General features: G+C 61.5%; 21 protein-coding genes and 4 pseudogenes. 11 read left to right on the top strand and 14 right to left on the bottom strand.

The features are described from left to right. The first annotated feature begins 28 nt into the window (after window positions 1–28). The 5 genes from trbG (at window position 29) to ACUSIJ_RS14275 (ending at window position 3,221) form a co-directional block, all read left to right on the top strand. A complete protein-coding gene (trbG, locus tag ACUSIJ_RS14295; RefSeq protein WP_449309088.1) occupies window positions 29–1,039 on the top strand; it encodes a P-type conjugative transfer protein TrbG in 1,011 nt (336 codons plus the stop codon). After that, window positions 1,036–2,262: a TrbI/VirB10 family protein gene (locus ACUSIJ_RS14290; protein ID WP_449309066.1), complete on the top strand. Its 1,227-nt coding sequence runs from the start codon at window positions 1,036–1,038 to the stop codon at window positions 2,260–2,262. The genes trbG and ACUSIJ_RS14290 overlap by 4 nt, the downstream gene beginning before the upstream one ends. Beyond that, on the top strand, window positions 2,259–2,486 hold the full coding sequence (locus tag ACUSIJ_RS14285) for a DUF2274 domain-containing protein (RefSeq protein ID WP_449309065.1): 228 nt from the start codon (window positions 2,259–2,261) through the stop codon (window positions 2,484–2,486). Before ACUSIJ_RS14290 ends, ACUSIJ_RS14285 begins: the two co-directional genes overlap by 4 nt. Before the next feature lie 61 nt (window positions 2,487–2,547). Beyond that, entirely contained in the window at window positions 2,548–2,811 is a 264-nt protein-coding gene (locus ACUSIJ_RS14280) for an antitoxin (RefSeq protein ID WP_449309064.1), read from the top strand. Continuing rightward, on the top strand, window positions 2,808–3,221 hold the full coding sequence (locus ACUSIJ_RS14275; protein WP_449309063.1) for a PIN domain-containing protein: 414 nt from the start codon (window positions 2,808–2,810) through the stop codon (window positions 3,219–3,221). The genes ACUSIJ_RS14280 and ACUSIJ_RS14275 overlap by 4 nt, the downstream gene beginning before the upstream one ends. Before the next feature lie 113 nt (window positions 3,222–3,334). On the opposite strand, the gene ACUSIJ_RS14270 is transcribed toward ACUSIJ_RS14275, so the two are convergent. The 3 genes from ACUSIJ_RS14270 to ACUSIJ_RS14260 all read right to left on the bottom strand — a co-directional run bounded on the left by ACUSIJ_RS14270 (window position 3,335) and on the right by ACUSIJ_RS14260 (window position 6,267). Further along, window positions 3,335–4,687, bottom strand: coding sequence for a tyrosine-type recombinase/integrase (locus ACUSIJ_RS14270; protein ID WP_449309062.1), 1,353 nt, complete (start codon window positions 4,685–4,687; stop codon window positions 3,335–3,337). Between the two features lie 524 nt (window positions 4,688–5,211). Then, complete coding sequence (locus ACUSIJ_RS14265; protein ID WP_449309061.1) at window positions 5,212–5,943, bottom strand: class I SAM-dependent methyltransferase; 732 nt, start codon at window positions 5,941–5,943, stop codon at window positions 5,212–5,214. Between the two features lie 87 nt (window positions 5,944–6,030). Continuing rightward, on the bottom strand, window positions 6,031–6,267 hold the full coding sequence (locus ACUSIJ_RS14260; protein WP_449309060.1) for a hypothetical protein: 237 nt from the start codon (window positions 6,265–6,267) through the stop codon (window positions 6,031–6,033). Window positions 6,268–6,352: 85 nt separating this feature from the next. On the opposite strand from ACUSIJ_RS14260, the pseudogene ACUSIJ_RS14255 reads away from it, so the two are divergent. The 3 genes and pseudogenes from ACUSIJ_RS14255 to ACUSIJ_RS14245 form a co-directional block, all read left to right on the top strand. Then, window positions 6,353–6,853, top strand: a pseudogene (locus ACUSIJ_RS14255) (LysR family transcriptional regulator); the annotation flags it as partial. 110 nt (window positions 6,854–6,963) lie between these two features. Then, window positions 6,964–7,242: a LysR substrate-binding domain-containing protein gene (locus tag ACUSIJ_RS14250; protein WP_449309059.1), complete on the top strand. Its 279-nt coding sequence runs from the start codon at window positions 6,964–6,966 to the stop codon at window positions 7,240–7,242. Between the two features lie 430 nt (window positions 7,243–7,672). Continuing rightward, entirely contained in the window at window positions 7,673–8,389 is a 717-nt protein-coding gene (locus tag ACUSIJ_RS14245; RefSeq protein WP_449309058.1) for a L,D-transpeptidase, read from the top strand. 153 nt (window positions 8,390–8,542) lie between these two features. Here ACUSIJ_RS14245 and ACUSIJ_RS14240 read toward each other — a convergent pair whose 3' ends face one another. Beyond that, on the bottom strand, window positions 8,543–8,680 hold the full coding sequence (locus ACUSIJ_RS14240) for a sigma factor (protein ID WP_449309057.1): 138 nt from the start codon (window positions 8,678–8,680) through the stop codon (window positions 8,543–8,545). After that, a pseudogene (locus tag ACUSIJ_RS14235) lies at window positions 8,677–9,148 on the bottom strand (carboxymuconolactone decarboxylase family protein). The gene ACUSIJ_RS14240 and the pseudogene ACUSIJ_RS14235 overlap by 4 nt, the downstream one beginning before the upstream one ends. A gap of 117 nt (window positions 9,149–9,265) precedes the next feature. Here ACUSIJ_RS14235 and ACUSIJ_RS14230 point away from each other — a divergent pair. After that, window positions 9,266–9,601, top strand: a complete 336-nt coding sequence (locus tag ACUSIJ_RS14230; RefSeq protein ID WP_449309056.1) for a class I SAM-dependent methyltransferase — start codon at window positions 9,266–9,268, stop codon at window positions 9,599–9,601. A 335-nt stretch (window positions 9,602–9,936) separates the two neighbouring features. On the opposite strand, the pseudogene ACUSIJ_RS14225 reads toward ACUSIJ_RS14230, so the two are convergent. Next, window positions 9,937–10,455, bottom strand: a pseudogene (locus tag ACUSIJ_RS14225) (substrate binding domain-containing protein); the annotation flags it as partial. 100 nt (window positions 10,456–10,555) lie between these two features. Further along, window positions 10,556–11,446, bottom strand: coding sequence for a LysR substrate-binding domain-containing protein (locus tag ACUSIJ_RS14220; protein WP_449309055.1), 891 nt, complete (start codon window positions 11,444–11,446; stop codon window positions 10,556–10,558). Between the two features lie 99 nt (window positions 11,447–11,545). On the opposite strand from ACUSIJ_RS14220, the gene ACUSIJ_RS14215 reads away from it, so the two are divergent. Beyond that, a complete protein-coding gene (locus ACUSIJ_RS14215) occupies window positions 11,546–12,451 on the top strand; it encodes an alpha/beta hydrolase (protein WP_449309054.1) in 906 nt (301 codons plus the stop codon). Between the two features lie 36 nt (window positions 12,452–12,487). Continuing rightward, window positions 12,488–13,411, top strand: coding sequence for an alpha/beta hydrolase (locus ACUSIJ_RS14210; protein WP_449309053.1), 924 nt, complete (start codon window positions 12,488–12,490; stop codon window positions 13,409–13,411). 415 nt (window positions 13,412–13,826) lie between these two features. On the opposite strand, the pseudogene ACUSIJ_RS14205 reads toward ACUSIJ_RS14210, so the two are convergent. From ACUSIJ_RS14205 to ACUSIJ_RS14175, 7 genes and pseudogenes are all read right to left on the bottom strand, one after another. Beyond that, window positions 13,827–14,008: pseudogene (locus ACUSIJ_RS14205) on the bottom strand (type 1 glutamine amidotransferase domain-containing protein); the annotation flags it as partial. A 251-nt stretch (window positions 14,009–14,259) separates the two neighbouring features. Continuing rightward, window positions 14,260–15,105 carry a carbohydrate ABC transporter permease gene (locus tag ACUSIJ_RS14200; protein ID WP_449309052.1) on the bottom strand — a complete coding sequence of 282 codons (846 nt, stop codon included), beginning with the start codon at window positions 15,103–15,105 and terminating at the stop codon, window positions 14,260–14,262. Next, window positions 15,102–15,983, bottom strand: coding sequence for a carbohydrate ABC transporter permease (locus ACUSIJ_RS14195; RefSeq protein ID WP_449309051.1), 882 nt, complete (start codon window positions 15,981–15,983; stop codon window positions 15,102–15,104). The genes ACUSIJ_RS14200 and ACUSIJ_RS14195 overlap by 4 nt, the downstream gene beginning before the upstream one ends. Window positions 15,984–16,057: 74 nt before the next feature. Further along, window positions 16,058–17,275, bottom strand: a complete 1,218-nt coding sequence (locus ACUSIJ_RS14190) for an ABC transporter substrate-binding protein (RefSeq protein WP_449309050.1) — start codon at window positions 17,273–17,275, stop codon at window positions 16,058–16,060. A 57-nt stretch (window positions 17,276–17,332) separates the two neighbouring features. Continuing rightward, entirely contained in the window at window positions 17,333–19,570 is a 2,238-nt protein-coding gene (locus tag ACUSIJ_RS14185; RefSeq protein ID WP_449309049.1) for a glycoside hydrolase family 31 protein, read from the bottom strand. Between the two features lie 346 nt (window positions 19,571–19,916). Continuing rightward, a complete protein-coding gene (locus ACUSIJ_RS14180) occupies window positions 19,917–20,573 on the bottom strand; it encodes a GntR family transcriptional regulator (RefSeq protein ID WP_449309048.1) in 657 nt (218 codons plus the stop codon). Between the two features lie 34 nt (window positions 20,574–20,607). Beyond that, the gene (locus ACUSIJ_RS14175; protein ID WP_449309047.1) at window positions 20,608–21,621 is read right to left on the bottom strand and encodes a Gfo/Idh/MocA family protein; all 1,014 of its coding nucleotides are present in this window, start codon (window positions 21,619–21,621) and stop codon (window positions 20,608–20,610) included. Window positions 21,622–21,664: the final 43 nt, after the last annotated feature.

Raw genomic sequence — 21,664 nt, 5'->3', positions numbered from 1 at the left:
GCAGCCGCGAGCGCACCGCTATTCCATGATGCTGATCGCAACGCTGATATCCGCCACGGCGCTGGCCGGTTGCGCAAAAAAGTATCTTCCGCCGGAGATCGACTACGACGACGCGGCTCCTGCCGTGCTGACCGGCGATCCGGCCGGACCCGTCCGCATCGTGGAGACACCGAAGCCCCTGCCGCTCCCCAGCCAGTTGAAGCCGGTTGCAGGGGTAAAGGCCAAAGCCGAGCCCGCCGATCCGAAGACCCGTATCAACGCCGCCAACGAGGCGGCCCGCATGCAGCCTGTGCGCGACGGTTTCATCAATGCGGTGCAGGTCTATCCTTTCTCGGCCGGGGCGCTCTATCAGGTCTATGCTGCGCCCGGTCAGGTGACGGACATCGCGCTCCAGCCCGGCGAGCAACTCGTCGGCTCCGGCCCCGTCGCCGCCGGCGACACGGTGCGCTGGATCATCGGCGACACCGAAAGCGGAGCCGGCGACCGCAAGCAGGTCCACATCCTCGTCAAGCCCACCAGACCGGACCTTCAGACCAACCTCGTCGTCAACACCGACCGGCGCACCTATCACATGGAGCTGCGTTCCACGTCCTCGACCTACATGGCCTCCGTATCATGGCAGTATCCGCAGGACCAGTTGATCGCCCTGCGCCGCCAGAACGCGCGCGCCGCGGAAGTCCAGCCCGTCGCGACAGGCGTCGACGTCTCAAAGCTCAACTTCCGCTATGCGATCGAGGGCGACAGCGCGCCCTGGCGGCCGCTGCGTGCGTTTGATGACGGCTCGAAAGTTTATATCGAGTTTCCGTCCGGAATCTCGCAGGGCGAGCTGCCGCCGCTCTTCGTCATCGGACCGTCCGGCAATTCCGAGCTGGTCAACTACCGTGCCCGCCAGAACTACTATGTCGTCGACCGGCTGTTCGCCGCCGCCGAACTGCGCCTCGGCGACAGGGACACGCAGCGCCGCGTCCGCATCGTCCGCACGGACGGGCGGCCGGCTGCAAGGCACTCGGTGCTGTTCTCTTCGGGAAGCGACCGATGACGGACACCGCAGACCTCAAGGCGCAATTGCGCCTGCGCCCCGAACCGCCTCGCGTCACAAGGCTGTCGCGCAAGGTGCTGATCGGCCTCGGCGGTGTGGCAGGCATAGCCATCGCGGCGGCGCTCTTGTGGGCGCTTGACACCAACCGCAGGGGCGGCCAGTCCGCGACCGAACTCTACAATGTCGACAACACCACCCCGGCGGACGGGATCGCCGGCCTGCCGCGCGACTACACGTCCGTCCCGAAGCCCGATGTTCCGGTTCTGGGACCGGCGCTCCCCGGCGATCTCGGCCGGCCGATCCTGCGCGCGCAGGAGGAAGGCCGGCCGGTCGCGCCGCCCAAGGTCCAGACGCCACACACCGACCCGGAGGAGCAGCGCCGCCTTGCCGAGATCGAGGCGGCGAGACTGGCGAAGCTGTTCACCGACAGCCCTGGCGAGCGGACGACCGGCCAGACAGGTGGCCAGCCAACCACGGCCGGCTCCGGAACCGCCGCGGCCGATCTTGCCGCCAGCTTCACGCCGCCCACCGAGGCACCGCCGCTTGATGCCGGCTCCGCGCAGAACATGCAGGACCGCAAGCTCGCCTTCGTCAATGCCGAGACTGACAAGCGGACGGTCAGCGCGGACCGCGTGCAGGAAAAGGCATCTCCCTATGTCGTGCAGGCAGGCACCGTCATCGCCGCCGCCCTCATCACCGGCATCAGGTCCGATCTGCCGGGACAGATCACCGCGCAGGTGACGGAACATGTCTATGACAGCCCGACCGGCGCGCATCTGCTCATCCCGCAGGGTTCACGCCTGATTGGCCAGTACGACAGCCAGGTCGCGTTCGGCCAGCGCAGGGTACTTCTGGTGTGGAACCGTATCGTTATGCCTGATGGTTCCTCCATCGTACTCGAACGCCTGCAAGGAACCGACACCCGGGGCTTCGCGGGCCTTGAGGACGAAGTAGATTATCACTGGGGCCAGCTCTTCCGCGCCGCCGCGCTGTCGACACTGCTCGGAGTCGGTACGCAGCTTTCCGTCGGCGACGAAAGCGACATCGCCCGCGCCATCCGCGAAAGCGCGCAGGACAGCGCCTCCGACATCGGCCAGCAGATCGTCCGCCGCCAGCTCAACATCCAGCCGACATTGACCATCCGACCGGGCTTCCCGGTGCGGATTCTGGTCCGGCGCGACCTTTTGATGCGGCCGTACGGAGCAGTGAAGGAACCGACATGATGAAACTCAGGCTTTCCGCCGTCCTGGACGACAAGTCCGTCAAAATCACCGTCGAGCTGCCTGCGCAGGTATTCAGGGATTTGCAGGCGTATGCCAGCATTTTAGCCAGGGACGCAGGCGAGGCTGCCCCGCCTGATCCGGCCAAGCTGATTGCGCCTATGGTTGCCAGATTCATGGCGACCGACAAAGGATTCAACAGGGCGAAACGTGGTACGCCCCCATAATACCTTGATCGCAACCAAACAGCGATATATATCATGGTAGCTATCAGAGAGGGAGGCAGGGATGGCAACCAGAACAGCGAAGCTCTTCACGACCGGACGCAGCCAGGCCGTCAGGCTCCCGGCGGAGTTCCGCTTCGAGGGAAGCGAGGTCTTCGTGCGTCGCGATCCCAGAACCGGCGATGTCATCCTGTCGCGCAAGCCTGACTCATGGGATGGCCTGTTTGAGCTTTATGGCAAAGAGCAGGTGCCCGAAGATTTCATGGGGCCAGCCGATCGCAACCAGCCGTCCCAGGACCGCGATCCATTTGAGGGCTGGAAGGAATGACCGTCTGGATGCTGGATACCAACATCGCCAGCCACATCATCAAGGGCGATCGGCCTGAAGTCATTGCAAGGCTCGCTTCGCTTCCGATGGAAGACATCGTCATCTCAGCCGTCACCGAAGGGGAATTGCTGTATGGTCTCGCCAAACGCGGTTATCCAAAGGTGCTGTCGGAACGGGTCAGGCAATTCCTGCTCCGCGTCGACGTACTTCCCTGGGATCATGACATCACGCAAACCTACGGTGATCTGCGCGCGGCTTGCGAAGCCAGGGGCTTAACCCTTGCACCTCTCGACATGATGATCGCAGCTCACGCCGTCGCCGCCGATGCAACCCTTGTCACGCGCGACAAGGCGTTTACTCGTGTTTCCGCACCTCTGAAGACAGATGACTGGACAGATGGACGAACTTGAACCGTTCAAACAGCCAGTATGATTGCTCCATCGCACCATATGGGCATCCGCCGGCATTAAGCTTATATCATTCTCGTTTTCCCTTGGACGTAATCCAGAATTGACGCCCCCGATCAGGCAGCCTTCGCTTTCCGAATACCCTCTTTCAGCGGCGCCATTCGTGCCTCCTCGATAACATGGTGTGTCGCCCGAGGTGCGAGCCAAGCCTGGATCAAGGCAGACTTCTTCACGCTTTCGCCCATGGCGGCGAACATCGTGTCGCTGATCGCCTGCTGCTGGCTCCGCAAATGTTCCTCAAGTAGCTTGTGCCGGGTGATGTAGCCGGCATTCACGCCGGGAATGGCGTGGTTCATGAGCAGCCGGGCGTCGAACTCGGACACGCCTGCCATCGTCGCTAACGTGCGGTAGCTCTGACGCAAATCATTGCCCCATTTCGACAGGACTTTGCGGGCTTCCTTTTGCTCGACAACATGGCCGGCCGCGCTGTCCGCAGGAAAGACCCACGCGCGCGCTTCCAGCGGATGCAGGAAGCGGCCGAAGCGCATCGCCCGAACGATACTCAGGATCATCTGGCGCGACAGCGGAATGTCGAACGCGCGCTTGGCTCCGCCCTTGGGCTTGGGAATATGCAGCACACGCCGGCGCAGATCGACATGCTCCGGCTTCACCTCCATCAGGGCGGCAGGTCTGCACCCCGAGAGCAGGCTCATCAGATGGAACTCCCGCCGGATCGGATTGCCCATCGCCGCAACCTGCATGAACCAGCTCGGCAGATCTCTCGGACCCATCGCCGTGTTGCGACGCTTCTCCTGATTCCAGTCGATCGCATTGACCGGATTGTCGGCCGGCAGGCCTCGGTTTGTTTTGCGCGCATGATTGTAGATCGCCCGCAGCGTCCGCATGCTGCCGTTGGCGATATAGGGACCGCTCTCCTTCGTGATATCGTCATGCTTCGTGGCGACCTGGGCCGGATCGTCGGCCAGCTCGACCAGTGGCTTGTCCAGCCAGTCCTTGAAGATACGCTCGACATGATCGCGATAGCTCTCGATCGTCCGCTCGCTCCGCCCCTTGCGTATCATATGCGCGTCTCTGTAGCGCTCCCATCCGGCTCGCAATGTGATGCCGCCCGCAGCCGTTGCGGCCGGTGCCGCGGTCTCCTCCTTCTCCGCCGCCCGCTCGTCGGCCTTCGGATGCACGCCCCGGCTGATCTGCGCGAGGTACTCCTTTGCCGTCGCGCGAGCCTCCCGCGTCGCCATCTCCCTGGCATCACCGATCGTTACCGTGATGGAGGACGCCCGCCTGCCATCCTGACGCAGATCGCCTTGGACGGCGAACGTCTTTCGTCGCTTCCCGACAACCACATAGAAGCCCTTCAGTTCGGTATCGCGGGCGCGATATTGGCCGCTGCTCGGCGCAGATAGACGGGCCACGTTCTTGTCGTTCAGGAGAATGCGAATATCGGCCATAGGTCGCTCCGGGACCGGCTTACTTCCAATCGGCCTCTCCTGAATTTTAAAGTCAGGAGGAGTGCGCGAAAAATTTTAAGCCGGTTTTAAGCCGGTGATGGACTACTGTAAAGTCAAAAAACGTAAGTACGACGCTTTACGATGAAATACGAAATACTTATATGTTTCAATATCTTGATAGAAGACAAGAGTAACTGCGAGAAGGCGAGAAAAGTACATCAATATAACTACGAATCTGGGGGTCAGAGGTTCGAATCCTTTCGGGCGCGCCATTATTTCAAGCACTTGGCAGATCGCCGCAGACTAGAAAATTGAACTAGTCTGCGGAACTTTTTTATGGCTGCGGGTCGTGTCGCCGACGGTGACGACCTCGAACTTGCCTCTTCCCCGAATATCGTGGTCGAATTGCTCGACACTGGCGGCAGCGCAGCAGCCGGAGGGTGGAATTGAGTGGGCTATAGCTGGATTGCCATCAGCGAACAGACAGAATGGCTGTTCCCGACCAGAAGCGGCCTGTCGGGCGCTCATGTGGAAATCTCAAGGCTGAAAGGGGCTTTTTGCCACTCCATGATGTGAAAGTAGGGGGATCTGCGATAACGCTCCGCCTTCCCCGGATCTCCGCCGGTGGGCATGGGCTCGGCGAAATGGGTCAACCGCAGGCCTGTCGCCAGAAGCAGTTGCATATAGCGGCCAAAGGGCCTGTGCCAGTTCCGGATGGAGACGCCGCGCCAGCTCACCCACTCGGCGCGTTCCACCTGATAGTTGTCGAGCGCAAAGTAAGTTGTTCCATTGTCGCGCTTTTGCCAGCCGCCCGCCGTGTTGAAGCTGTTCAGGTTGGCGATCAGCAGCGAACCGTCGGGCCGGAGCACGCGGGCCATGCCGTTGATCGCCTCCTCGATACCATCGATGTCGATCAGGGTCAGGTAGCTGACCACGAGATCGAAAGTCTCGTCCTCGAAGGGCAGGTTTTCCGCCTGCGCATCGATGTACCGGCCAGCGGGATCGCGGCTCCGTGCTGTATTCCGCAAGGTTTCTGTGGGCTCTATGCCGGTTGCATCTATGCCCTCCGTCCGGAGCATCCGGCAGAAGCGGCCCTCACCGCATCCGACGTCAAGGGCGTTGCCAAATCCCCTTCCCCGAATGCGGTCCAGCATCGGTGCATCGAGGACATGCACGCGGGAGAAATCTCCGCTGTCGCCCATGTCCGCAATCCAGGCCGAGGCCGACGCTTCCCATCCGTTATCCTGCCCGCTCATTGTCAACCGGCCTTCTCTTCCTCGACGCGAGACCGGCTTCTATCAAAATCCAGGCTGGATGATAAGACGACGCCAACGTCCGTCCATTCATGTGCGCCAGATCGGCTTGTCGGCTTCCTTTTTTGCGGCATCGCGGGTCCAACCGGCATCGGCCAGCACGCTGTCCGGCTGCGTCAGCAGATCCCGACGCAGCATGCGCCGGAGCACAATCCGATCTTGCCAGCGGCTCAGGAGTGTCATCGCGGGCTGCTGCTTCGGCTCACTCACTGCCGGCGGATCGGCCGACTGCAATCCCCTGAGGGGAAAATCAATGACATTCGACATGACAAGTACCTCTGTTCCTAGTGCGCTTGAATAGCAGTCATCTGTCTGTGCAAAAATTGAGTTGTTTTCCCATCTCTGTGAGCATATGGAACAGACCATGCGCCACCTGCCGCCTCTTTCCGCCTTGCCCGCCTTCGAAGCCACAGCTCGTCTGGGTTCCGTCACCGCTGCCGCGGCGGAACTGGGGCGGACCCATAGCGCCATCAGCAAGCAGATCGGCCATCTTTCCGAGGATCTGGGTGGCGGGCTGTTCGAGAAAGCCGGCAACGGCCTGAAGCTGACGCCGCGGGGTGAAAGGCTGCGCAGGACCGTGACGCCGATGCTCGGCGAGCTTGGGGACATTGCCCAGGCGCTGAGGGCGGAGCTTGATGACCGCCACATCGACATCGTCACCAGCGCGACATTCGCCACCCGCTGGCTGATACCGAGATTGCCGCGCTTCTATGCCGGCAACCCCGAGGTCGAGATCCGGCTGCGCATGTCGGGTCGGCATAAGGTACCTGAACACGAGTTCGACGTCGTGCTGAGCTATGACCGGCTTCGGAGTCCTTCGCTGGATATGCAGAGCTTTTCACTCGGCGATACCGCCTATGGCCCGGTCTGCGCGCCGGACTATCCGCTGCGCGAGGTCGGCGAGGAGTGGACCGCCCCGGTGCGCCTGCTGCAGGCCGGCTGCCGCAAAGCTGGCGCGAATGGATGCAGCGCGCCGGCAAGACCCTCCATGCGGAGCACGATGTCGAATATGCGCACCACTTCCTGGCGCTGGAGGCGGCAGCGGCGGGTCTTGGCGTTGCGCTGGCCGAACGCCGGCTCGTCGAGCAGGACCTTGTCACCGGCCGACTGATCGCACCTCTCGGTTTTGTTTCCGTGGAAGGCGGCCTGCAAGCTGCCGTCATGCCGAGGGCACGCGATCGCAAGGCGATCACCGCGCTGCTGGAATGGCTGGCGGAAGAGGCGCGGGATGGCGCGGTATAGGCCGCACATTTACTCGCCAGAGCAGCCTTTCATGCGCGCCACAGTCGCCGCTCAGGCTTCAGAGCCGTCATGAAGCTGCAATCCATGATCTACGTTTCACGGCCCGAAGCGGTCATTCGACACCGCCGCTTGATCATCGCCCACGAGGGCGGTGTCGGCAGTTGGCCTTCGCTCAGCCAATACCTCATACCGACGTGAGTGAAGCGGCGTTTCCTTCGCGGGCCACTGTTGCGACCTGCATGTTTTGATCGAAGCCAGCGCGAGTGGGACTGCGAGATCGTGTGGACATTGCCGGCTTTGGTGCACGGCAAGCACCGCGCAGCGAAAGCTCGAGCTTGCCAGTCGAGCCATGTGCTGGCATTCTCAGCTCAGCAAGACGCTCAGCGGGAGTACTATCTCGTCGGGCACAGGACATGGGAAATCCAAAGTCATGATCATGGACGGTGGGAATGCCGATGCCGGCAAGATGGACGAGATCACTCTGCTCGGGCGTCGGGCGGGGCTTCTCAACCGCCGGTCGTTTCTCGTCGGCTCTGCCGTCGGTCTCGGCACGCTGGGGCTAGCCGGTTGCGCGACGTCCTCCGACCGCGTCATGAGCTACGCCGAGGCGGAGAAGGTCTACGGGCCGGTGCCCGACGAGAAATTCCCGATCCCGGCTGTCGATGTCAGCAAGGTCGACCCGAAATATTTTCGCCGGACCGTTCGCTTCGACACAAAGGAAGAGCCCGGTACGATTATCGTCGATCCCGGTAATTACTACGTCTACCGCATCGAGGGCGACGGATCCGCCACCCGCTATGGTGCCAATGTCGGCCGCGCCGGATTCCTGTGGAGCGGTGATGCTTATGTCGGGCGCAAAGCCGAATGGCCGACCTGGACACCGCCCAAGGAGATGATCCAACGCCAGCCCGAGGCGGCCCAATACGCCCGCGGCATGCCTGGCGGCCTCGACAACCCGCTCGGCGCCCGCACACTCTATCTCTATCAGAACGGTGTTTACACGCTCTACACGATCTACGCCAGCAGTGCGCCCGAGTCGATCGGCTCAGGCGTCACAAGTGGCTGTGTCGGCCTCCTCAGCCAGGACATGATCGACCTCTATTCACGAACGCCGGTCAAGACGAAGGTGATCGTCCTGCCGGCATAGGCAACGGTCAATCCCCGGTCCAGGCGCTGCCGGTGTGGGCAGCGCAAAGAACAGGCGCATTCTCAGAGTTCTAGCGATTGTGCGTGTGGCGATCCCTGGAAGGTCGTCGGTTTGATTGCTAACCGCACAGCGCCAGCTCCGGACTCTGACCTTTCAGCGGATGAGGACCTCCTGCACCGCGTCCCCGGCATCGGCCATGGAGCCGAGCAGGCGGTAGGCGAGGCGCATGAGCTTGCGACGCAGCGACTCGAAACGCGCCGCTGGGTCCCCGGATATCGCCTTCGTCGTCAAACGGCGGCCGCCTTGCCGGCGGGCTTTACGGTGGTGGGGTCGACCCAGCCACCGAAGCCGACCGCGATGCGGTTCCACCCGTTGATGACATTGATGGTCAATGTCAGATGGACCCGCTCCTCCTCGGTGAAGTGATCCGTCAGAGCCTCCCAGGCGCGCTCGTGCGTATGCGCTTGGGAGAGCCGCGTCAGCGCCTCGGTCCAGCCGAGCGCGGCGCGTTCGCGATCCGTATAACAGGGCGCCTCCTGCCAGGCCGATAGCAGGTAGATGCGCTGCTCGGTTTCTCCGGCTTCACGCGCGTAGGTCGTATGCATGTTGATGCAGTTGGCGCAGCCGTTGATCTGCGAGGCGCGGATCTTCACAAGCTCGGCCAGCTTGGGATCGAGGCTGCTGGAGATAGCGACGGAAGTGTCGTACCAAAGCTTATCAGCGTGGGGCTGCTGCTGCGGGATTAAGTCTGGCAGTGATAACCGGCTTCCTTCTGTTGGTTGCGAAATCATGACGATCGGGAATCCCCCGGTGTGACATGCGCGCCAGAATTTTTGGGTCCGTGAGGGCGCGTGGCTGGATGCTTTTCTTGGGATCATGCCGCAGGATGGGCAGGAGGTTCTGGGCATCGGCTGTGGCACAGGCAAGCCGGTTGCAGGCTATCTGATTGCAAAAGGATGCCGCATCACTGGAGCCGATGGCGCTGCTGCGCCAATCGACCTGGCGCGCGAGAGCTTTCGAGATCATGTCTGGATCACGGCCGACATGCGCGATCTGCCCCCCTGGGGGCGTTTCCACGGCCTTGTCGCATGGCACAGTTTCTTTCATCTGACGCCCGCAGACCAGCGCCGATGTTCGCGATCTTCGGTCGTCTCAGCCTTCCCGGCGCCGCTTTGCTTTTCACCAGTGGCTTGCAAGAAAAACTTTGAATGACGGCTAAGAACTCAATGCGGTGGACGGCTGCGTTGGGCGACTCGTACTGCCGCCGTCGTCGGTCGTCTGACCGTTCCCGGCCTCGATCGGCGATCGCTTTGCGCCCCATCTCTGCCATTTGCGGCCCGTGTTGTATTCCCCGGGGACCTGCCATTCGTGTATCTGGCCCGCGGCGCAGGTGAGAACGGCCGGGCCTGGGCTTTCCGGCCGGCCCGCTTCCAGACTGCGAGTGGCGATACCAGATGTTCTTTCCAACCAATCAGGCTTCCTCCACGGCATTGTCGTGCCTTTCGTGATTCAGACAATCATAGTCCATGGACCATCAGACGGGCAGCTCACGCGACGGGCGGAGCCTGCTCGAAACACTCGATCAGCAGTTCGGTGAGAACCCGTACCTTACGTGTGGGGTGCTGACCCGGTGGGCGGATGACATAAATGCCTGCCGGAGGTGGTGGATGGCGTGTCATCACCGGAACAAGCGCGCCGGAGGCTACATATTCATGGGTGAGGCCGTCGGGGAGGTAGGCGATCCCGAGGCCTGCTGCTGCGGCCGTGACGAGAGCTGTACCGTTGTCGGCCTTGAAGCGCCCCTGCGGACGAATCGTGATGATCTTGTCGCCATCCATGAGTTGCCAGGTTTCGGTGCCCTGCATGAGGGCCTGATGGGCGACGAGCTCCTCCGGCGTCTCAGGCAATCCGTGAGCCTTGATATAGTCCGGACTCGCGACGAGCTTCCCATAGATCGGGCCGACGCGTCTTGCCATCAGGCTGGAATCCTGAAGATAGCCAATCCGGATCGCGCAATCATAACCTTCTGCGATGAGATCGACGAAGCGATCAGTGTAGCAGGTGTGGCCCCTCGGTCTGCCGAGGGGCTGTCTTGGGTGGTTTGCAGAAGTTCGGCTACGCGACCAGGGCCCCATTAAAGCTGCCGCATCAGACCGATGCCTTGATTTAGCGATAGCGCAGTGCGTCAATCAGCGCCACAAGAGCCGGCGGATGCTGACGCCGGTTGGGATAGTAGAGGTGATAACCCTCGAAGGTCTTGCGCCAGTCGGCAAGCACTTCGACAAGCTCTCCATCCGCGATATACGCAGCCACGAAATCGAGCGGCAGATAGGCCAGGCCGAAACCGGCAAGGCATGCCTGGCGCACCTGCACGACGCTGGTGAAGACGAGCCTGCCTTCCGTCGTGACGCGCAGGTCTTTTCCACCCTTGCTGAATGTCCACGCGAAGAACTCGCCGTGGGTGGGCAGGCGCAGATTGATGCAGACGTGATCGGACAGGTCCTGCGGTCGTCTTGGCGGCTTCCGCTCTGCAAAGCAGGACGTTGCGCCTACGACGACCATCGGGATATCCGGCCCGATGCGCAGCGCGATCATGTCCTTCGACACGAGCTTTCCACGACGCACACCCGCATCGAAGCGCTCGCGAACGACATCGGTGCGGCCGTAGTCCGTTACCAGCTCGATGTTGATCTCCGGATAGAGGGCCAGGAATCGCTCCACTGCCGGCCACAGCAGGCTGAGGACCGCATATTCGTCGGCCGACAGACGGATCGTGCCGGACGGTCGCTCGCGCAGCGAACCAAGTTGGGCGAAGCCGCGGTCGATCTGCTCCAGAGCGGGCGCCACCTCCGACAGCAGCCGTTCGCCCGCTTCTGTCGGCGACACGTTTCGCGTCGTGCGATTGAGAAGACGGATACCGACCCGCTCTTCCAGATTGCGCACGGTCTGGCTGAGGGCGGACTGCGAGATGCCGAGCCGCGCGGCTGCACGTGTGAAGCTGCCTTCCTCCGCGACGGCGACGAAAGCGTTCAGATCACGGAGATTCTCGTTCGACATCCATAAGCCTGGCTAATCATGGCATCCCGATTGAACTGTCTAATCGAAAACCGGAACGAGCGCTATATTCAGGTCATCAAATGAGAAAGGAGACCGAACATGAAATCCGTGACGTTCAAGAACGGCTCGATCGAGATGGCCGCGAACCTGCATTTCCCTTCCGGCTTCGATGAGAAGCAGACCTATCCGGCCATCGTCGTCACCCATCCCGCCAGCGGTGTGAAGGAGCAGACGGCAGGTCTCTATGCCGGCAAGCTCGCGGCGGAGGGCTTCGTCACTATTGCCTTCGACGCTTCCTATCAGGGCGAGAGCAGCGGCGAGCCGCGCCAGCTCGAAAACCCCTATGTACGGGTCGAGGACATCAGCGCCGCCGTCGATTTCCTGACGACGCTCCTCTACGTCGATCGTGACCGTATTGGCGCCACGGGTATCTGCGCCGGCGGCGCCTATACCGTGACCGCGGCTCTGGGTGATCGCCGCATCAAGGCCGTAGGCACGGTCAGCGCCACCAACTACGGCGCGATCCTGCGCAACGGCTGGGAAGGTCGCGACGATCTGAGCGGTGCGTTCGCGATGCTGGACAACGCCGTGAAGGCCCGCACCGAGGAAGCCAACGGCACCGGGACGGGCTACTATCCGATCGTGCCGCAGAAGGCGGAAGAAGCCCCCAATGCCGATCTGGCGGAGGCGGTCGAGTATTACCGCACCCCGCGCGCCCAGTGCTCCACGTCGCCGAGCATCGCCCCGGTGCGCAGCCTGATGCAGCTTGTCACCTTCGACGCCTTCCACCTGGTGGACCTGTTCCTCACCCAGCCGATCCAGATCGTCGCGGGCGAGAATGCGGGTACGCGCTGGATCAGCGAAGACCTCTTCCGCCGTGCCGCCAGCAAGGACAAGCACCTGCACATCGTTCCGGGTGCATCGCATATCGGCCTGTACGACAAGCCGGATCTGGTGACCGAGGCCATGTCGGAGCTCGGCCCGTTCTTCAAGGCCAAGCTCTGAGCGGCCGCTTCAGATAAAACAGAAAGGTCCGAGGACATGAAAACCGTTACCTTCAAGAACAAGACCTGGGACGTGGCCGCTAATCTCCACTTGCCCAATGGCTTCGATGAATCGAAGAAATATCCGGCCATCGTTGTCGCGCACCCGATCAGCTCCTGCAAGGAGCAGACGGCCGCGATCTACGCCGCGAAACTGGCTGAGCTCGGCCATGTCTGCCTTGCCTTCGATGCCTCAACGCAAGGGGCGAGCGGCGGTCTAGGCCGATATCTGGAAGATCCGGCGACGCGCGTCGAGGATTTCCGCTGCGCGGCCGACTATCTCGTGACCCTGCCCTATGTCGACGACAACCGCATCGGCGTGCTCGGCATTTGCGGCGGCGGTGGTTATGCCGTCAGCGCAGCCATGACGGAGCGCCGCTTCAAGGCGGTCGGCACCATCGTCGGGGCCAATTACGGCCGGCTTTGCCGCGAGGGTGATCTGTCGGCCGATGCGGCCATCGAGGCGCTCGAAGGCATCAGCGCGCAGCGCACGGCCGAGGCCCGCGGCGCAGAGCCGGCGCTGACCACCTATATCCCGCAATCCAGGGCGCAGCTCGAATCCTACGGCATCACCGATGTCGACGTGATCGAGGCGGTGGACTACTACACCACGCCGCGCGGTCAGAAGCCCGGCTCACCCAACAAGCTGAACGTTGTCAGCACTGGTGCCGCCTTCACCTGGGACGCCTACCATCTGGCGGAGAAGCTGCTGACCCAGCCTTTGCAGATCATCGTGGGCGGCGGCAAGGCAGGTGCCTTCGGCTCCTACCGCGACGGCTTCGAGCTGTTCAACAAGGCTCGATCCAAAAAGAAGAGCATCCTCATCGTTCCCGGTGCCACGCACTACGACATGTACGACAAGCCCGATTGCGTTGATCAGGCCGTTGCGAAGCTCAAGGAGTTCTACGGCGAGAACCTCTGACCTGATCGACACCTGGCCTCTACCCAAAACGTCACAAGGGGGCAGCACCTTCTGGCTGGGGAATGGCTGACACGGGGTCGATTGCGGAACGGCGGCTATTTCGCTATCGCCTTCCGGAACCTGCCGGACCGAAGTCGGCCCCGCTCCGGTCAATCGCGAAATAGCGACATCGCGTTTGCAGTCGGGCCGAATGGCCGGAGGCTGACAACCCGACGCTCCGGCTCACGATGCAGCGATGAGGACGGACAGCCGCTATCGGGAGGCGGATCGACAAGTCCAGATTGATCAACATAAACCGCGCGGTTCGCCCGTACACCCGCCCGATCACCTCGACAGATGCGACTGGCGTAGTCGGGAATATAAAGACGATTGCGGCGGCCGACGAGCGTCTTTTGTCACTTTTCCGGATGGTGGCTTAGTTCAGCCGACTGAGAAGCTCCGTTCCCACCTGCGACGCGGATGCCGGGTTCTGGCCGGTGATTACTCCCGATACATGACGACATGCGGCCCCTACGGCTCGCCGTTGCTGCTGAAGTGTCCGCCGGCCTGTTGAAGGGCGGTCTGCGGATAGAACTTCATCTCGCCGCCTTGCAGGAGCGGCCTGGTCCAATTCTGAAGATAATCCTTCCGGGCGACAGGATTGGAGAGTCATATCGCATCGCCCGGCTCAGCGTTTTCCACTGCAATGGTCCCGGTAAGGATGTACGAGCCATGGAATCGTTCGGGGTCTCGATGACAATCCTGTCGCCGGAGCGAATGGTGAGCGCCAGCTTCATCGTGCCGTCGAAAAAGCCCCAGTGGCAAGCTGCCGGCGAGGCTGTGAGGCGATGTTCGGATACCTGCGCCAACTATTTCAGCGCGCCGGCGGTGAGGCCAGAAACGATTTTCTTTTGCAGGACAAGGAAGAGGATAAGGATCGGGATCACGAAGATCGATGAAAAGGCCATGACATTGTTCCAGTCGGCGTATTCCGCGCCAACGAAACTATAGATGCCGACCGTTCCGGGCTGCATCTCCTGCCGATTGAGCAGCGTCAGCGGATAGACGAATTGGCCGTAAGCCTGGGCAAAGACGATAGCACCGACGACGAGTAGCGGAATGCGCATCAACGGCAGCACGATGATCCAAAAGGTCTGGAGCCGGCTGCATCCATCGACATAGGACGCCTGCTCCAGTTCCACGGGCACTTGCTTGAACATCGGCCGCAGCACCACCAGCGCAAAAGCCAGCGCCTTCGACGCCGTCGCGAGGATAACGGCGAGATAGGTGTTCAGGATGCCGAGGTTCTGGAAAATAATGAAGATCGGCGTCGCCAGCAGCGCTTCCGGGAATACCTGAAGCAAGAGGATCAGGATCAGCATGGCGTCAACGATGCGCGACTTCAGCCGGCTCAGCGCATAGGCACCCATCGAGCCGAGGCCGAGCGCGATCAGCACCACCGGAAAGGAGATGATCATGCTGTTGGCCATGTAGCGCAGGATATTCTCGCGCCTGAAGATGATGCGGTAAGGCTCCAGCGTCGGATCGTGCGGAAAGAAAGTCGGCGGCTGGGCAAATATCTCCGACGCCGGCTTGATGCCAGAGATCAACATCCAGTAGATCGGGAAAAGGTAGAGGGCGACGCCGAGGACGCCGATCAACGGGATGAGGTGGCGGAATCTGCCTGTTCCGGGCTTTAAGCTTTGCTGGCTCATCCGGCGGTTTCCTTGTTCAGTGTTCGGACGTAGACGAGCGCCACACCGAAGACGATGATGAAGGCGAAAGTGCCGACCGCGGCGCCTACGCCGAAGCGGAACTGCTCGAAGGAGAATTGGTAGGAGAGCAGCGGCAGCACCGTGCTGGCATTCACCGGGCCGCCATGAGTCATTGCCAGGATCAGATCGAAGGCGCGCATCGAATAGATGGTTACGAGGCAGGCGACGGCGAGCAGCGTGGGAACAAGCGCCGGCAAGGTGATGAACCGGAGGCGGGCAACGGGACCGGCGCCATCCATCATAGCGGCCTCATACTGTTCCTGCGGAATACTGGTGAGCGCAGCTGCGATGAGCAGCATGCTGAAGGGCATACCGTGCCAGATGTTTGCGATGATGACGGCGGTGAGCGCGACTGACGGATCGGACAGCCAGTAGACTGGCGTGCCGATGGCCCCGAGCGCGAATAGCACGAAATTGGCGACGCCGTACTCTGAGGCGAACATCCACTTCCACAGCGCACCGGTGACAAGGCCGGGTATCAGCCAGGTCGAGAGCATGAGGCCACGCAAGAACTGCGAGCCAGCGAAATTCTGGGCAAAGAACAGCGCGACGAGAAGGCCGAGACCGATCTGGCCGACGACATTCGCAAGGACGAAGATTATGGAGTTCAGGAAGGCGGTCCGGAACGCGGGATCGGCTATAGCTACGGCATAGTTGTCGAAGCCCACGAGTGGACGTACAAGCGTCGCCAGGTTGCCGATCGTCACGCCCTGAAAACTCATCAAAAGATTGTAGACAATCGGAAAACCGATCAGCGCCACAACGTAGAACATCGGCAGCGCCAGGAAGACATAGAGAAGGCGGTTCGAGACTGTCATCGCCATGAGGCTCCGTAGCGGGGAGCGTCCGGCGACTCACGGGCCGCCGGACGCGTCATTTGACGCGAACGCCTTTAGAGCGGAGTCGCGGCCAAGATCGGAGCGACCGTAGCAGCGGCGCCAGCCAGCGCCTCTTCGGGCGTCTTGACCCCGGTTAGGGCCTCCTGGATGGCGACATTAATGGCGCGCTCGATCTCCGGCCACTGCGGATGCGGGCCGCGCTGGATCGCCGACTGAAGCTGCTCGCGATAGACGGCGTAGGCTTTAGGCCATTGCGGGTTTTCGAGCACGACATCGGTGCGTGGCGCAAGGCGCCCGGCGCTCCATCCGGCGTTCAGGAATTTCGGGTCCGACATGAACTCAAGGAACTTGAACGCACCCTTGACATTCTGCGCGCCGCTCGGGATCGCATAATGGTAACCGCCGAGCGCCGATGCCGGCTTCTGGACCTTGTCATGGACCGGTAAGACGGCGACGCGCCAGTCGAATTTGGCGTCAGTCTGCATGCGCGGCAGTTCCCAGGGACCGCCGACGGCCATCGCGTTGCCGCCCGACATGAATACACTGGCGACTTCGTATTGGCGCTGGTTCACCACATCGCGTGAGACGACGCCAGCCTTGACGAGATCGGTCCAGAATTGCAGAGCCTCGACAGCTTCGGGAGCATCGAGGTGGGAGATGGAGCCGCCGGCCTGGAACAGGAATGGCAGGAAGTGGAAAACTCCGTCGGAAGCCATATTAGCCGAGAAGCCGAGGCCATAGACGCCGCTGCCCGTCAGCTTCGTCGCTACCTCACGCAACTCCGACCAAGTCTTTGGCGGCTTATCTGGGTCAAGGCCATGTGAGCGGAATAAGTCGGCGTTGTAGTAAAGCGCCAAGGTGTTAGTGTCGCGCGGCACGGTATAAAGGTGGTCGCCCCAAGCGCTGGTCGCCATCGGGCCAGGATAATAAAACTTCGGGTTGATGGCGTTCGACGCGCCGATCATGTCGGTCAGGTCGGTGAGTGTGCCTTGGGCCGAGAAGCTCGCGACATAGGGGTCGTTAAGCGTCACGACGTCCGGCGATGAACCGGTGGCAATGGCGCGTATCAGCTCCGAAACATACTGATTGCTCGGAATCAGACGTCCCTCGACCTCATATTCGTCCTGCGCGGCGTTGAACTGTTCGATGCCGATATAGATAATATCGCTCTCGAGATTGAACACATGCCACAGATTAACCTTCTCCCCCGCCATTGCAGCGTTGGTGAACAGACTTACTGCGACCAGCAAAAAGGCAGTCTTCTTCAACATTGGTTCTCCTCCCTTCAGCATGATGACCGCCAAGGGAGCTACCCCGCGGCGCTGTCCTCAAAGCACGACGGACCGTGACACGCCGTCGAAAGTCACGAGCTGCGGCTCCGCTCCTCCGAGGACCGCCACCCGGAAAGTCCTCGCCTTCGCCGGCTCTTTGGTCCCCGGCTCAACTTCGAGGCGCAGCGTACGCGTCGCTTCGGTCCAGGTGGCCCGCGTCTTGGTGAAGTCGCCTGCGAGATGATCGAAAGACATACCGTCGTCCTCGTAGACCACGGCGGTGCCGTCGCGCCCCGGATAGACGGTGAGGGTTACCGGCTCGTCGGACGGCTCGGCAGTGTACTGCTTCACCGGGCCGGTCGGTAGAATGGCTCCGGCGCGGACGTAGATCGGGAGCGTCGCGAGATCGACGGCTCTTACGACACGGCGGCCGCCGGCAACACGCTCCCCAGTCCAGAAATCATGCCAGTCTCCGGCCGGCAGATAGAGCGATCGCTCCGTCGCACCCTTCTCGACCACCGGGGCCACGAGCATGTCCGTACCCCAGTAATATTCGGAGCCAACCTTGGCCGCCTCGGCGTCATCCGGATTGTGGAACCACAGAGGCCGCATCATCGGCACGCCTGTATCGTGAGCCTCACGCGCGACCGAGTAGATGTAAGGCATCAGCCGGTAGCGCAGTTCCAGATACGTTTTACAGATCGGTTCGACGGCCTGGTTGCCAAGCTCACTCGAGTCCGGCAGCATGCCGGGCAGGAAACGATGGTTGTCGTATTCATGCGGACCGTATTCGCCCGTGCCCCAACCCCAGGGAAGGTGCAGCTTCCAGGTCTTGCCGTGCGAGCGGAACGATGGACAAAAGGCGCTGTACTGGAACCAGCGGACAAAGAGCTCTCCGCTGAGCTCGGGCGTTGTGAAGAAGCCTCCGGTATCGGTGCCCCAATAGGGAATGCCGGTGACGGCGACGTTGAGACCGGCCGGCACCTGAGTCTCCAGTGTCTTCCAACGGGAATCGATGTCGCCTGACCAGAGCCAGCCGTAGCGCTGGATGCCAGCATAGGCATTACGGTGCAGCGCCCAAGGGCGAACGTTCGGTGCATCAAGCTGCGCACCTTCCCAGTACATGCGGATACGGGCAAGGCGTGAAGCTGGCTGCAGCATATCGCCGATGTCCGGCCACCAGCCGTCGATGCCGAGTTTGGCGAGTGGTCGATGCCGCTCCCAATAATGCTTGGCGTGGTCCTCAGCTTCGGTTTCCGGACCCTCGTCCCCGACAGCGCCGTGCAGGGTCAGAGGCGGGTTTACGAAATGAAGGACGACCTTAAAATTATCGGCATGCAGGTCGTCGAACAGACCCTTCGGGTCGCTGAATAGCGTCTCGTTGAATTCGAACGAGCCGTGCCCCTTGTTCCAGCCGCTCGTCGTAAAGCCGGTGCCGAGATAGATCATCCCATCGCAGGGCAATTCGCTGTCGCGAAACCGCTTCGCCTCGTCGAGCATCTCCTGCCGCGTCTCCAGCGTACGGTGCGACTGAAGAAAGCCGAGAGACCAGAGCGGCGGCAGATGCGGCCGACCAGTGAGCCGGGCATATTCCCCCAGTATCGCGGACGGCTCGTCGGCTACGACTATGAAGGCATCGAAGATAGCGCCTGCCGCCTGTGCCGCCGGAACGATGCGCGCACTGCCCTGGACAAGTTCAATGGAGCCGAACGGGCGGCGCGCGTAGAGACCCCAACCCTTGGGGCTGACCATCCAAGGGATCGTGATGCGGGCGCCCTCGGTATAGAGATCGAAGGTCGGCGCAATGCGCTCGGCGCCCATGTCATAGGCTTTCACTTGGCCGCCCTGACCATTGACGACCGGGAAATTGGCACCGCGCCGGTCGAACTGCGTGCCGCCCTGTCCAAGGCCGAAGACGGGCGCGTCGCCATAGTCGACCTCCACTGCGCCGTCATCGGCAATATGGAGCGCCAGGATGGAACTGCCGGCGGCGGCAACAACCTGTATCGAAAGTGGACCGGACCCGATCCGCACCCGCTTGTCGGCCCAAGGAATATCCAGAGCCGTTGGAATGCTGCGCAACCGCGCGAGCGATTTGAATGCGAGGCCGGTCTCAAGTTCAGGCTCCTCGCCAACGGGCAGGACGGCTCCGACGGCGTCGAGAGGGACAATGCTCACTCGAAGAACCTTGTCGTTCACAGATGCGATCTGCAGCTCAACCGGATCACCGGAGATGGTGAGAGTCTGCTCAGCGATCGCACCAGCAGGTTGAGGGGTCGTCGTTGCAGTATCCAAGCCTCGTCTCCCTAAAAACAACCGTCAATTATAGGCAGCGAGCACCGCTGCCCCGTCCTTCGCCGAGGAAGGGCCTTATGTTGGGATAGTTCAATCAGAACGACATAATGTCAATAATTTTATTCCGGCAAGAATGCAATTCGTGCAGCACGGGCTACTTTATCGGCTCTTTTTAGGGAATTTTAGGCGTCCACCTGAGACCAGCAGGCGATATTATTGATAATTTATCCGGTTTGAGCCGACAGTCGGTATCTCGCCCCACCCCCTTTACGTGGGCGGAGCGGAGCAGCCTTATCGACAATTCCGATCACCTCTCTACGAGCGAACGCTCGCCAGCCGTAGCTCGCTATGCGCCGATAGCCTTCAGATAACGAGTCTTGCTGGGCTGAAGATGATCGACGCAGAGTTGCGCCAGCACCCAATTATCGGCACCCTTGAGCATCTCGATCATCAGCCTGTGCTGCTCGCGTGAAACCGACAGCGTTTCCGGGCTGCCCATGGACTTAGCCCGAACAGGCAGACTGTAGTGCATGTAGAGCTCGATGGTCCGTACGAGGTAGTGGTTGTCGCAGGCGCCAAAAAGCGTCAGGTGGAAGCGGTCATTGGTCTCGTGCACGCCTCGCATGTAGCCTGCCTCGATATGGTGACAATACTCTTCATGAATATCCATGAGCGTGTCGATCAGCACCGCCGGCGCCGGCAGCGGGATCCATAGCGCCGCCTGTCGCTGCACCAACTCACGCACAGCATAGATCCGCTGTACCTCGTCAGGCGGCAGCGCTCGCACCATAGCGCTTTTGTTCCGCTCGCGAACAAGGATGCCCATCGATTCCAGCTTGAACAGCGCTTGCCGGACGAAATGTCGAGTCACCGGAAAGCGGACCAGAAGCGCTTCCTCGGTCAGCCGGGTACCCGGCTCGAGGCGACCGAAGATGATGTCCTCCTCAAGGGCGCGCACGATCTCCAATTCGGGTTCGTCGGCGGCATCCGCAAAATTCGCCATATCGTTCCTTTCCGAACTTCGTCCGGTATATCTTTCACTGTGGCGCGACCACTCCGGCCGCGTAAGCGTCCTCGACTATTCGCAGCGTTGCAAGATTGTCCGCTGGCGAGGTTTCGAACGGTGCGCCGCTTTCCAGGCTACCGAGGAAATGCACCATGACAGCATCGTAAGAGCCTTGATAGGTCTCATCGGGATCTAACGTCTCGGAAAGATTCAAAAGGCCGGTCATCGTGAGTTGTCCGCCGTTCATTGCGATTGTGCCGGCGGCTCCAAAAATGCGCAGCTGGTCTCTAGGCAACGGCGGCGCGCCGTGGACTGCCAAGTTAGCGGTGACGGTCACCGGCAAACCGTCCGCGCGACGAACGAGAAGCAGGGAGGCGACGTCCTCGCCACGGATGCCGTCATGTGTGCGCTGCAGCCGCGCGTAGGCGAGGTCGAGATCGCCGAGAAGGAAGCGCAATGCATCAATTTCATGAATGAGGATCTCTGAAACAAGCAGTCTATCAAGCGTCGAAAAAAATGACTGACGGGCGATCGCCGGCCGTTCGCCGGCGCTATCTGGAATCATGCCGCTCGACAGGACATCTAGATGGACCTGCCGCAGAGCGCCGGCGTAACCTGCGTCGAGCCATTCGCGCAGCCGTCTGTAGGTCCGCCGGAACCGCCAGTTTTCGTGAACCATCAGCCGCGTGCGCTTACCAACGTCAGCGACGAGCCGCTCAGCCTCTCCGAGCGTCGGCGCAAGCGGTTTTTGGCAAAGCACCGGAAGCCCACGATCCGCCGCCAGTCGGACCAGATCTGCATGGAACTCGCGCGGCGCACAAATATCGACGGCGTCGATCTCCGCCTCGTCAAAAAGGGTTGCAGCGTCGGCGTAGGTCGCCGGAATCGCGAAGGCGGCCGCCCGCCGCTCGCGCGCCGCCGCGGAGGGATCGGCGAGCGCAACCACTGACGCCCGCTCGCCAAGCCGACGCCAGGCCTCCAGATGGAAGGCGCTGACCCAGCCGGCCCCCAGCACGCCGATCCGCCACTTTTGCGCCATGATCATTTCCTTCCGTTAACTGGGAGATTGGTGCCGCCCCCGCGTCAAT

This window comes from Pseudochelatococcus sp. B33 (genome assembly GCF_053570585.1).
This window is presented reverse-complemented; position numbering and strand designations above follow the sequence as displayed.

Coding starts and splice junctions, on each gene's coding strand:
- ACUSIJ_RS14280 (WP_449309064.1), top strand. CDS start 2,548: ATGGCAACCAGAACAGCGAAGCTCTTCACGACCGGACGCAGCCAGGCC.
- ACUSIJ_RS14215 (WP_449309054.1), top strand. CDS start 11,546: ATGAAATCCGTGACGTTCAAGAACGGCTCGATCGAGATGGCCGCGAAC.
- ACUSIJ_RS14200 (WP_449309052.1), bottom strand. CDS start 15,105: ATGAGCCAGCAAAGCTTAAAGCCCGGAACAGGCAGATTCCGCCACCTC.
- ACUSIJ_RS14175 (WP_449309047.1), bottom strand. CDS start 21,621: ATGATCATGGCGCAAAAGTGGCGGATCGGCGTGCTGGGGGCCGGCTGG.
- ACUSIJ_RS14220 (WP_449309055.1), bottom strand. CDS start 11,446: ATGTCGAACGAGAATCTCCGTGATCTGAACGCTTTCGTCGCCGTCGCG.
- ACUSIJ_RS14285 (WP_449309065.1), top strand. CDS start 2,259: ATGATGAAACTCAGGCTTTCCGCCGTCCTGGACGACAAGTCCGTCAAA.
- ACUSIJ_RS14260 (WP_449309060.1), bottom strand. CDS start 6,267: ATGTCGAATGTCATTGATTTTCCCCTCAGGGGATTGCAGTCGGCCGAT.
- ACUSIJ_RS14250 (WP_449309059.1), top strand. CDS start 6,964: ATGCAGCGCGCCGGCAAGACCCTCCATGCGGAGCACGATGTCGAATAT.
- ACUSIJ_RS14265 (WP_449309061.1), bottom strand. CDS start 5,943: ATGAGCGGGCAGGATAACGGATGGGAAGCGTCGGCCTCGGCCTGGATT.
- ACUSIJ_RS14270 (WP_449309062.1), bottom strand. CDS start 4,687: ATGGCCGATATTCGCATTCTCCTGAACGACAAGAACGTGGCCCGTCTA.
- ACUSIJ_RS14210 (WP_449309053.1), top strand. CDS start 12,488: ATGAAAACCGTTACCTTCAAGAACAAGACCTGGGACGTGGCCGCTAAT.
- trbG (WP_449309088.1), top strand. CDS start 29: ATGCTGATCGCAACGCTGATATCCGCCACGGCGCTGGCCGGTTGCGCA.
- ACUSIJ_RS14230 (WP_449309056.1), top strand. CDS start 9,266: ATGCCGCAGGATGGGCAGGAGGTTCTGGGCATCGGCTGTGGCACAGGC.
- ACUSIJ_RS14180 (WP_449309048.1), bottom strand. CDS start 20,573: ATGGCGAATTTTGCGGATGCCGCCGACGAACCCGAATTGGAGATCGTG.
- ACUSIJ_RS14245 (WP_449309058.1), top strand. CDS start 7,673: ATGATCATGGACGGTGGGAATGCCGATGCCGGCAAGATGGACGAGATC.
- ACUSIJ_RS14290 (WP_449309066.1), top strand. CDS start 1,036: ATGACGGACACCGCAGACCTCAAGGCGCAATTGCGCCTGCGCCCCGAA.
- ACUSIJ_RS14275 (WP_449309063.1), top strand. CDS start 2,808: ATGACCGTCTGGATGCTGGATACCAACATCGCCAGCCACATCATCAAG.
- ACUSIJ_RS14195 (WP_449309051.1), bottom strand. CDS start 15,983: ATGACAGTCTCGAACCGCCTTCTCTATGTCTTCCTGGCGCTGCCGATG.
- ACUSIJ_RS14190 (WP_449309050.1), bottom strand. CDS start 17,275: ATGTTGAAGAAGACTGCCTTTTTGCTGGTCGCAGTAAGTCTGTTCACC.